9 protein-coding genes and 1 pseudogene are annotated in these 11,754 nt (G+C 40.1%); 3 read left to right on the top strand and 7 right to left on the bottom strand.

The window, feature by feature from the left end:
- Positions 1-166: 166 nt before the first annotated feature.
- On the bottom strand, positions 167-1,870 hold the full coding sequence (locus tag FTV03_RS15520; protein ID WP_180042084.1) for a M61 family metallopeptidase: 1,704 nt from the start codon (positions 1,868-1,870) through the stop codon (positions 167-169).
- A gap of 180 nt (positions 1,871-2,050) precedes the next feature.
- Here FTV03_RS15520 and FTV03_RS15515 point away from each other — a divergent pair, with 180 nt between their 5' ends.
- From FTV03_RS15515 to FTV03_RS15505, 3 genes and pseudogenes are all read left to right on the top strand, one after another.
- Positions 2,051-3,364 (top strand): D-alanyl-D-alanine carboxypeptidase PBP6B, encoded by a 1,314-nt coding sequence (locus FTV03_RS15515; RefSeq protein WP_306669395.1) that lies wholly within the window; start codon positions 2,051-2,053, stop codon positions 3,362-3,364.
- 103 nt (positions 3,365-3,467) lie between these two features.
- Positions 3,468-4,769, top strand: a pseudogene (locus FTV03_RS15510) (NAD(P)/FAD-dependent oxidoreductase).
- Positions 4,770-4,905: 136 nt separating this feature from the next.
- Positions 4,906-5,388 (top strand): peptidylprolyl isomerase, encoded by a 483-nt coding sequence (locus FTV03_RS15505; protein ID WP_078194383.1) that lies wholly within the window; start codon positions 4,906-4,908, stop codon positions 5,386-5,388.
- A 156-nt stretch (positions 5,389-5,544) separates the two neighbouring features.
- On the opposite strand, the gene FTV03_RS15500 is transcribed toward FTV03_RS15505, so the two are convergent.
- The 6 genes from FTV03_RS15500 to FTV03_RS15475 form a co-directional block, all read right to left on the bottom strand.
- Entirely contained in the window at positions 5,545-6,324 is a 780-nt protein-coding gene (locus tag FTV03_RS15500) for a M48 family metallopeptidase (protein WP_111885895.1), read from the bottom strand.
- Positions 6,325-6,436: 112 nt separating this feature from the next.
- Positions 6,437-6,745 (bottom strand): hypothetical protein, encoded by a 309-nt coding sequence (locus FTV03_RS15495; RefSeq protein ID WP_078194385.1) that lies wholly within the window; start codon positions 6,743-6,745, stop codon positions 6,437-6,439.
- A 97-nt stretch (positions 6,746-6,842) separates the two neighbouring features.
- Positions 6,843-7,646, bottom strand: coding sequence for a M48 family metallopeptidase (locus FTV03_RS15490; RefSeq protein WP_078194387.1), 804 nt, complete (start codon positions 7,644-7,646; stop codon positions 6,843-6,845).
- Positions 7,647-8,207: 561 nt separating this feature from the next.
- A complete protein-coding gene (locus tag FTV03_RS15485) occupies positions 8,208-9,527 on the bottom strand; it encodes an adenylosuccinate synthase (RefSeq protein WP_180042082.1) in 1,320 nt (439 codons plus the stop codon).
- A 66-nt stretch (positions 9,528-9,593) separates the two neighbouring features.
- Positions 9,594-10,760: an ATP phosphoribosyltransferase regulatory subunit gene (locus FTV03_RS15480; RefSeq protein WP_180042080.1), complete on the bottom strand. Its 1,167-nt coding sequence runs from the start codon at positions 10,758-10,760 to the stop codon at positions 9,594-9,596.
- 320 nt (positions 10,761-11,080) lie between these two features.
- Complete coding sequence (locus FTV03_RS15475; protein WP_078189073.1) at positions 11,081-11,536, bottom strand: Lrp/AsnC family transcriptional regulator; 456 nt, start codon at positions 11,534-11,536, stop codon at positions 11,081-11,083.
- Positions 11,537-11,754: the final 218 nt, after the last annotated feature.

The raw sequence follows: 11,754 nt of genomic DNA, 5'->3' as shown, positions 1-11,754 counted from the left end.
TAATTCAAGTGAATTTGTTTGAAAGAAGAACTTTAAAAGCTTTATTTTCACCCGATAAAATACCCATAAAACAAGAGGAAGCTCAAATGAGCTTCCTCTTGTGAAAAATTGTGGGACAGCAGTGGCCTCAGCATCCTTTTTCCAGTCATTCAATTTTTAGCTTAAATTAGGCCTTCAACCACTTCTCAGCTTTAGCCTGATCTTCAACTTTAAGTTGAACTTCCGTCAATTCTGAACCTGCCGCTTTCACTTCAAAGCTCATCAGTTCATCGTGGCGGAATGCTAGTACGGTATAAGTTCCGTCTTGCTTGGCATATTTTTCTGCCAATTTAACCGTCGCTTTTAAACCATCAATTGCAATAATCACATCATTTGCAGACAAGCCAGCTTTTGCCGCTGCACCATCACGACGAGCAGACTGAACCAACACACCTTCAGGCTTATCCGCCAGTTTTAAACCAAATGGCAAGGATTTGTCATTTTTTAGCGTATAGCTTAAGCCAAACTCTGGGAACAACTGATCTAGCGGCAATTCATCTGTAGTATTAATCAAGTGATTGATTTGTTCTAACCAATCATAACCTGTTAATTCATTACATAAATTGAAAATTGTCCGTTCATTGACTTGAATGCCATTTTGCGCATTTGCATATAACTTACGCATTAGGGCATCAAGACTTGAACCACGTAGGCGTAAACCAAGATCTAAACACAGCGCCACGAGGCAGCCTTTGTTGTAGTAACTGGTACCTGCGTTATTTGAGTTTTCATCCTGACGGTAGAATTTCACCCATGCATCAAAGCTTGATTCAGCCACAGTTTGAATCTCACGACCCGGATTTTGCAAATAGCGATCAATTTGTGCTTTTAAAAGCTTGATATAAGAATCCTGATTAATCACACCACTACGCAGCAAAATCAAATCATCATAATACGATGTGAAACCTTCAAAAATCCAAAGCAAAGAGGTATAGCCTTCTTTGTTGAGGTCATAATTCACAAATCTTTCTGGACGGATAAATTTTACCAACCATGAGTGGAAATATTCATGGCTGCATAACCCTAAGAAACGTTGATAATCTGCCGATGGTTCTACAGGTTCATTGGCTTTTGGTAAATCATCACGCGGGCTAATTAAACTCGTACTGTTTGGATGCTCTAAACCACCATAGCTATTGGCCGTTGCCATGGTCATAAAGGTATAGTCTTTAAATGGCGCCGAACCAAACATTGAAATTTCAGTCGAACAAATTTTTTCAATGTCTTGCTGCATACGCTGCGCGTTCATAGCATGTTTGCCCGACACCACAAACTCATGCGGAATGCCGTTGGCTTCAAAACTAAAACGGGTTTGTTCCGCCAGTTCAAACGGTGCATCAATTAACTGAGCATAGTTATCTGCATATAAGGTATAACGACCTTTCACTAAACTTTTTGACTTTAATCCAGTCGCAAGTTGGAAATGCTTTAACTCGGGTGGCAAGAAAACTTCAACCTCAATGGCTGTATCTTCTTGGTCAACTAAACCTAAACATGCGCAAGCTGGATTGACATATAAACGGCTTTGATCGACATAAGCACCACGGACCGATAAATCGAAGGCATATACATCATATTCAACCGTGATCAACTCATGATCTGTATTGAATAAACGCCATTTATTTTTTTCAAATTTCTCAATTTGTAACAAACGCCCATCTTCATCATATGCTCGAACGGCTTCGATATGCTTCGAAAATTCACGGATTAAGTAACTTCCGGGAATCCAAGTAGGCAACGAAAGCACCTGTGTAGGATTTGCCAAGAAACGTGCAGTGACATGGACTAGATGCTGACGATAATCGTCAAATTCGATTTGATAATGCAACATAATGGGCGATATAAAATAAATAAAAGATAACTTATCAATTAGATTAACATTTTTTACAACTGAATGCGGAACTGTCGCAATTGTCTACAATAATGACTAGTCAGCAGAAAAAAAAAGGCATAGCATGCCTAAAAATTTTTTCGTTTTACCACCAACGGAATGGTTGGTTAAGGAACCTCATTGAAACACATGATTTACCTCATCGCGCTGCTTAGTTTTCTATGCTCCACGATAGCAAATGCTGCCCTTTTAAATATTGTCCCTGAAACCGTTGAAGCTGAAGCTTGGACCATTTTAGACCCTCAGTCGGGTCAGGTGATTGCAGAACATAATAGCCATGTTCAGCGTGCCCCTGCTTCACTTACCAAAATGATGGTGGCTTATATTGCTTTAAAGGAAATTAAAGCAGGTCATTTAAAGAAAAATGAAATCCTGACCGCAACCCCAGTCGTACAAGTGGTTCAATGGGATGAATCACAAATGTATCTCAAAGCAGGTGAACAAATTTCAGTTGATCAGCTTTTAGCAGGTCTTGTGGTCATGTCAGCCAATGATGCCGCAGTGACTTTAGCTGAACGCATTTCTGGTGATATTCCAAAATTTATTGAACGCATGAACAAAGAAGCTAAAGCTTTGGGCATGAATGACACCAATTTTCAAAATCCAGCCGGTATTACCATGCCAGAACATTATTCATCGGCGGCTGACCTTGCACGTTTAGGGCAAGCACTGGTGACTGACACACCTGACTATTTGTATTATTCAAAACAACAAAGTTTTAGTTATAACCAACGCTTCCACCGTGCAACCAATATCTTATTAAAACAAGATCCCACCGTTGATGGCTTAAAAACAGGTTTTACTAAAGCTGCAGGTTATAACTTAGCTTTAACAGCCAACCGTTTGATCGCGAATCCTGACGCACCAGAACGTCGTTTGATTGTTGTAGTATTAGGGGCAAAAAGTGGATTAAAACGTGCAGAAGTAGCACACAACCTCATGAACTTGGCTTATACCTATACACGTAATGAAGTTGCAATCAAAGATAAGCAATTAATTGCAGAATTACCTGTGGTTAAATCAACCTTGAAAATGTTTAAGGTGGAAACTCAACAACCCAAACTAATTACAACTTCACTTTATGATCAAGCTTATGCCATCGATTTAAAAGCTTTTGACCCTACACAGCAACGTATTCTTTTAAATACTGGCAATGGTCAAATTCAAGCCATTGAACCACTTCATGAAACACAGACTAAACTGAGTGTTGAAGTAAATGAAAAAGAACTCACTGCGCCATTGGCTGAAGTGATGAAATTAGCCACCGTTACGGTTTATCAAAATAATCAGCTGATCAATACCTTTGATATTGAAGATGACGTGCAAATTGAAGAAGCCAATATTTTTGAGCGTTTCATGATGTGGATTAAAGGTCTTTTTAGCATCTTTAATACGGATGCAGCAGAAGTTAAAACCTACCCTCTAGGTCAATGATGTGATTATGTAACTTGTAAGACAATTCGTTATTCGTGCAAAAAAGAAGATGGCATACTCGTGCCATCTTCTTTTTTTCAACAATAATAAAATAGGTAATTCAATGAATAACGCTGATGACTCCAAGTTACACCATATTGTCATTGTCGGTGGTGGTGCCGGTGGTTTAGAACTGGTCACTCAACTCGGTGATTTACTCGGGAAAAAAAAGAAAGCACGCATTACCCTCGTAGATATGAAACTCACGCATGTCTGGAAACCCCTTTTACATGAAATTGCCGCAGGGACGATGTCGGTTAGTGAAGAAGAAATTAACTACTATGCGCATGCTGCGAAGCATCATTATGAATTTGTGTTGGCTAAGTTTGAAAATGTTCATCCTACTGAAAAAACCATTCAGCTCAGCAAAGTCCAACAAGGAAAATATGAATCTACTCAAGAATAACTGCAACTGAGTTATGACACCCTTGTTCTTGCTTTAGGCTCAGTTTCTAACGATTTCAACACGCCGGGCGTGTATGAACATTGCCACTATTTGGACAGCCTACAACAAGCTGAAATCTTCCAACAAGATCTCTTACAGTTATATTTGGATGCGCAAAATAGCAATACAGCACGTGAGTTGAAAATTGCCATTATTGGCGCAGGTGCAACTGGCGTTGAACTCTCCGCAGAATTGGTCGAAGCCAAACATAATTTTTATAAATATGGTTTAAATAAAATTCATCCGCAAAGCGTACAGATCAATTTAATTGAAGGTGCTGATCGGATTCTGCCTGCACTCCCTGAAAAAATGGCCGAGCATGCACAGCAGCAATTAAAACGCATGAAAATTGAAGTCTTAACCTCTAAACGTGTGGAAAAAGTCGATGCTGAACAAGTTTATTTTAATGATGGCAGTAAAATTAAAGCTGAACTGAAAGTATGGGCTGCAGGTATTAAAACACCAGAAGTAATTTCGAAGCTTGAAGGCTTTGAAAAAGACCGTATGGGGCGTTTGAGTGTATATGCAACACTACAAACCAAAGCACACCCTGACATTTTCGCGTTTGGTGATTGTGCACATTGTCAACCGCGCGCAGATGAGCCTGTCCTCGGCCCACGCGCTCAAGTGGCCAGCCAACAAGCGTCATTTCTTGTGGATTGCTTAAAAGCACGTATCCGTGGTCAACAACTCCCTATGTTCGTTTTTTCAGACAAAGGCTCTCTAGTCTCATTAAGTAAGCATAAAGCGGTTGGTGAACTTTTAGGTCAGGTCAATGTTCAAGGCTTTGTTGCCAAATCAATGTATGTTTCATTGTATCGAATGCATCAAGCCACAATTTACGGCTACGCACATGCAGGACTATTAACGGCTAAAGATTTTGTTACACGAAAAATCGCGCCTAAAATTAAATTGCATTGAAATTTACAGATTTGCCCCGATTAATGAAAAAATCATCATAAACATTTAAAAATTGCATTTTTTTGATAAATTTAGTCTACAAAAGTGCAATTTCACTTTATGATGTAACCCTTAAAAAATTGAATGGATCAATAACATGACTGCTATTGCAAATAACTCTGTGGTTTCTTTCCACTACACATTGACTAATGCAGAGGGTGAAACTCTCGACCAATCTCAAGGTGAGCCACTAGCATATTTGCACGGCGCTGGTAACATCATTCCAGGTCTTGAAAAAGCTCTTTTAGGCAAAACAGTTGGTGAAAAATTCACTGTAACTGTACCTGCTGCTGAAGGTTATGGTGAATACAATCCTGATCTCGTTCAAGAAGTTCCTGCTCAAATGTTCCAAGGCGTGGACAACATCCAACCAGGTATGCAATTCCAAGCTCAAACTGATGATGGCGTTCAAATCGTGACAGTTAAAGCGGTTGAAGGCGACAACGTTGTTGTTGATGCGAACTTTCCACTTGCTGGTCAAGATTTAACTTTCGAAGTTGAAATCGTTGAAATCCGTGAGGCTTCTGCTGAAGAACTTGAACACGGTCACGTACACGGTGCAGGCGGTCACCACCACTAAGATCTTCTGATCTCTAGTGCAAAAAGGCAAAGTTTTTACTTTGCCTTTTTTATTGCGCCTGATATAGGTATGCCATATAAGAACTTTTCAAACTATTAAATACAAAAAAGCAGGCCACGGCCTGCTTTTTTAAAACGGATAATTAATTCTTATGAATTAACGACGTTGGTTATAAATCTGCTGCGCTGCAGGTAGATTTTTACGCATCGCTTCAATACGTTGTGAGTTTGATGGATGCGTAGACAGGAATGATGAACCTCCCGCACCTTCAAGCTTATTCATTTTTTCCCAAAGCGTAATCGCCGCTTGTGGGTTATAACCTGCACGTGCCATTAACATTAAGCCACCTTGGTCTGCACGGCTTTCCAAAGAACGTGAATAAGGCAGACCTATACCAATTTGACTACCCAACTGCGCGGCCGCAGTACCCAATTGACCGACATTATTACCTGCCGCACTTAAACCAATATTCAATGCAAGATCAGTTAAGGCTTGCGCTCCCAATTTACTTTTTGCATGCTCTTCAAGAGCATGGACCATTTCATGTCCCATAACTGCTGCAATTTCTGCATCGGTTAAATTCAGTTTATTGACGATACCTGTATAAAATACAACTTTACCGCCTGGAGCGACAAAGGCATTGACTTGGTCTGATTTCATGACTGCCAATTGCCATTGGAACGCTTGACCCGTTTGGTTCATTTGGTCTGCAAATGGGCGAAGTTTGAGGAATACTGAATTAATTCGTTTATACGTACTTGATGAAGTATCTAACTGATTTTTAGAACGCGCATCCGCCACCATTTTGTTATAACTTTGTGTTGCTTGCGCGTTCAATGTAGCAGTATCCGCTCCTGCCATATCTGCCACTGTCGCACAGCCCGAAATCGTCATTACACCGGCCATACACAGGCTCGTTAAAATTATTTTTTTCATTAAGGCTACTCCAGACCATTAAAATATAAGTGAATTTATGGATATTATATTCTTATGGTTTGGAGCTTAAAACGAAGTTGTAGCGACTTATAATAGTATTTATGTAATTTTTTTAAGCCGAAAATTGAAGAACCAACCAATAGATTAAACAAACCACATTCAAGCCCAAATACACATGCATTAATGGCTTAATTTTTTCTTCTAACTGCACATTTTTTCGCTTAAAAAATAAGACAGCATTTTGTATCAAAACTATGGGCACAAGAATACAGGCAATAATCACCGACAACCCAATCAGGGCTTGATAAATTAATTGTGGATCTTGAGTTTGGGCACGAATGATCATCATAGCAATAGTGGGTGCTCCCCCCATCGCAAATAATAAAGAATAAAAAATGGTCGTCGAAATATTCTTTTGCATCCTGCACTTCTCTTCCTAATTCAAATTGCATTTTAGCAACTCAACACAAAGTGTGTAGCGTACTAAAATGCAACTTTAGTCTTGAAAACCGCAGATATTAACGACGTACACTCGAAGGTGTCGCATTTTTATAATATTGCTGCGCTTCCGGCATCATTTTTTGCATAGCAGCAATACGGTCATTATTGCTTGGGTGTGTAGACATAAATTTGCTCAGTGCGTCGTTGCCACTGTTGTCATTTGCATTCATTTTTTTCCACAATGAGATCGCTGCTTCTGGGTTGTATCCAGCTTTTGCCATCATCACTAGGCCACCTTTATCCGCGCGACTTTCCAAATTACGTGAATACGGTAAGCCCACACCGAACTGACTCCCCAAGTCAAGCAAGGTTGCACCATAGCCACCTGCTGCATTACCTACGTATTGTGAACCTATACTCACTGCAAGATTAGTCAGTGCAGAAGCACCAATTTTATTTTTTGCATGTTCCTCTAAGGCATGCACCATTTCGTGGCCCATGATTGCCGCGACTTCATCATCCGTGAGTTTGAGTGTTTCGACGATTCCTGTATAGAAAACAACTTTGCCACCGGGTGCGACATAGGCGTTAATTTCTTTAGATTTAATAACGGCCACTTTCCAATCAAATGCCTGCCCTGTCTGGTTCATTTGATCTGCAAATGGTTTCATTTTCCAGAAAACACGGTTTACTTTTTGATAAGTCGCAGACTTGGTATCGAGCACTTGTTTGGTCTGTGCGTCTTTCAGCATTGCGTTATAAGACTGAGTTGCCTGTAAGTTCAATGATGCAGAATCGGCACCTGCAAGATCAGCAATCGTGGTACAACCTGATAAAGAAGCTGCTACGGCAAAGCATGCCAAAGATTTTTTATAATTCATCATGATCTCTAGTTATTTATAAAGAGTGTCAAATATATACAAAAAATTGACTGACTCAATATTTTTATGCTTATTTTTTTCAAAATCTTTATTTTTCCATTATTTAAATTTAATATCTGATGTTACCCCGTAAAAATAATTTCACATTTTTTAAATACTTTTAAGTATATTCGACGGAGTCTTACATCTAGGGCTTAAATACAAGGATTAACCTTCGGCTGGAGGTACACACATGAAACAATGTTTCTCATTAGGCAAAATGAGAAGCGTGCTTCGCAAGGAAACAATCTTGCGGTGCAATGCACCTCACCGACAAAACTCGTTCACTAGTGTCAAATTATTCACAGTATTGCAATAACATTTTTAATTAAAAGTTGTCCTGTCTCAAACACTTGCGGATGACCTTACCGCGTATCATTCTTTTATTTGAATCAAATGGCACTTCGGATGTTACTGCGTTTATCAGTTAATAATACCTGTCGGTTTTTGAATTTTTATTCTTCGCCCTATAAAAAAAGCCCCGCTTTCGCGAGGCTTTTGACATCTTAATTCAACAGCACATTATGCGTCGAATGGATGACGTAATACGATTGTTTCATCACGGTCTGGACCTGTTGAAATGATGTCGATTGGACATTCAATCAATTGCTCTAAACGTTTCACATAGTTAATTGCATTTTGTGGCAATTGATCTAGTGATTTCGCACCGAAAGTAGACTCAGACCAACCTGGCATAGTTTCGTAGATCGGTTTTAAAGTTTCAAATGCAAGCGCATCAGAAGAACCTACACAACCAGAATCAGCTGCTTCGTAACCTACACAGATTTTCACTTCTTCTAAACCATCTAGAACGTCTAGTTTAGTTAAGCAAATACCAGAAAGTGAGTTTACTTCTACTGAACGACGTAGAATTTCAGCATCGAACCAACCACAACGACGTTGACGGCCAGTAGACGCACCAAACTCAGAACCTACTGTACCCAAGTGTTTACCGATCGCATCACCAACATCGTTCGCAGCATCATAAACAAGTTCAGTTGGGAACGGACCAGCACCTACACGAGTTGTGTACGCTTTAGTAATACCCAATACATAGTCAAGGTGTAATGGACCAAGACCTGAACCTGAGCTTACGCCACCAGCAGTCGTATTTGAAGAAGTAACGTACGGATATGTACCGTGGTCAACGTCAAGAAGTGAACCTTGCGCACCTTCAAACATGATTTTCTTACCTGCTTTACGGTAAGCATGAAGTTCGCCAGTAACGTCCATCACCATAGGTTCGATGACTCTACGCCATTCGTCACATAGAGCGATCACATCTTCAACTTTAACGGCTTCAACACCGAAGAATTGAGTCAATTGGAAGTTATGGTATTCAAGAAGCTCTTCTAGTTGAGCTTTAAGATGAGCACCACCACGAACCAAGTCAGCAACACGGATTGCACGACGAGCCACTTTGTCTTCGTATGCAGGACCGATACCACGACCTGTTGTACCAATTTTCGCATTGCCACGTTTTTTCTCACGTGCTTGGTCAAGTGCGATATGGTGTGGAAGGATCAATGGACAGTTTGGAGAAATACGTAGACGTTCACGTACGGGCACGCCTTCTTTTTCTAAAACTTCCATTTCGTGGATTAAAGCTTCAGGTGATAAAACAACACCATTACCAATTAAGCACAATACGTTGTCACGTAAAATACCAGATGGAATGAGGTGTAATACAGTTTTCTTACCACCAACCACAAGTGTATGACCTGCGTTGTGTCCGCCTTGATAGCGAACTACCGCAGCCGCTTGATCTGTGAGCAGGTCGACGATCTTACCTTTACCTTCGTCGCCCCATTGGGTACCAAGTACCACAACATTCTTGCCCATAATAGCCTCATTGCATCATGCTGTTAAAATTGGAAAAAACGTGCGTGCCCGCAGGCACATCCGCGATTAAATTTGTTTGATTGTCCACTCGCCATTTGCATTCACCAGTTGGTGCGTTGCATACGGAGCCGAGCTTAAATCATCATTACCTAACAATTGAACCACACTGAACCCTTCGGTACGTGCTGCTTCAATTGCCTTTAATAAATCTGCTTCGATGCCTTTTGGAGCAACCAAAACTTGATTTTTCTGAACTTGACCAGCAGTTAATGCATATAAGTCACAAGAGAAACCTGTTGCTGGACGCGCACGGCCGAAGTGTTCACCAATACCGTCATAACGGCCACCTTGAGCCAATGGCGCAGCACGGTTTGGTGCATATACGGCATACATTAAACCAGTGTGATAGTGATATGAACGAAGTTCAACCACATCTATACCAATGTGTAAGTCTGGCCAACGGGCTTGGATTGCCGCTTGAGTCAATTTCACTGCATCAAAAGCCAGTTTAAATGCTTCATTTGCCAATACATCAGCCGTTAAATTGGCTTGCAATGCATCTAAGTCACTTGCAAAACGACCTAATGTATAGAAGTCAGCACCATTTGGAATGCTTTGTGTGAATTCAGCAAGTTCAGGTAGCGCTTTACGTTGATACAAGTCAGATAACTGACGTTCAACCGCTTTACTCAAGCCAGCTTGTTTCACCATGCTGCGGAATAAACCGACATGCCCTAAATCAAGATGGATACCATCTGCATGACCTGCTTTAGCAAGCAAGTTGATCATGACATCAATCAGTTCAACGTCAGCATCAATGCTGTCTGAACCAAATAATTCTGCACCTAACTGTAAAGGTGCACGTGTGGTATTAAAACCCTGTGGCTTAGTATGTAGTACTGTACCAGCGTAGCAATAACGAGCTACACCTTCGACAGGATGTACATGCGCATCAATACGAGCCACTTGTGGTGTCATATCGGCACGCACACCAAGCAAACGACCTGAAAGTTGATCGATCACTTTAAAAGTGGCTAAGTCTAAATCTTGATTCGATTCTGAAAGAGAAGATAGAGATTCGATGTATTCAATGAATGGCGTGTACACCAACTGATAACCTCGAGATGCGAGGAAATCTAATGCTTCACGACGCAAAGATTCAATCACTTGCGCCTGTTCTGGCAGTACATCAGCTACACCATCAGGTAATAACCATGTCTCTGAAATGGGCATGTTGTAAACCTAAATTCTTGTCAGCGCGGAACAAATCCGCATAAAAAAATCGGGAGCACACCCGATTTCTCCTAGTTTAGCACGATAGTTTTACGCTTGCACACGACTTTTTCATAAAAGATGCTTCAGCATTCATTACTTCATATACAGCTTTAACTTTTACAACTAAATCCATGTTTATGCTTATATTTTAAAATTCTGTGAACGACATTTTTTAACCATTTGATAAAAAATAATAAGCATTCTACTTTCTATAGATGAAGTTTTAAACAAAGTTATAAATATGATCAGGCTCAATAACTTAATTTAAGACTCGAACATCAATCCAAAGGAAGTGCTGTAGTTTGTTTAACAGCCTGTAACGGTATCTCTGTTTTTACATTTTGCACACTGGCGATCTGCGTTAAATGATGAATCTGAAACTTTCGATAGGCTTCTAAATCTGCCACGACGATACGTAAGAAAAAGTCACAATCCCCTGCCATGAGTTGACATTCAACCACTTCAGGCATCGTTTGAATCGCTGCAACAAAATCATTCACGGTTTTTGCATCTTGACCTTTTAGCCAAATCCGAGCAAACACAGTTAAACTTAAATTCAATTTTGACTGGTTCAGTAAGGCGACATATTTTTCAATATAGCCTTCATCTTCTAGTTGCTTAACCCGTCTCAAACACGGCGAAGGTGATAAACCAACAAGTTGGGCCAATTCATTATTTTGTAGTTTTCCATTTTGCTGTAATGCTTGCAAAATGCGTTTATCTATCTGATCCATCAATAAAGGCACTAAATTTCACAATAAGATTTATTTTAGCAATTTCATTGCACAATAAAAGCAATCTTTCACAAAACAGCTGCCAAATGCTGCTTGTATCTTGATTGATATAGTGATTAGCTACCACTATACGCAAATTGTAGAGTTTGGAATGCTGCTAAAATCTTAAATTTGAACCTGAGATAAAACCTACAATTTGCCCTTATCCCTCATACAAC

This window comes from Acinetobacter sp. YH12218 (genome assembly GCF_013417925.1).
GTDB classification, from domain to species: domain Bacteria; phylum Pseudomonadota; class Gammaproteobacteria; order Pseudomonadales; family Moraxellaceae; genus Acinetobacter; species Acinetobacter amyesii.
This window is presented reverse-complemented; position numbering and strand designations above follow the sequence as displayed.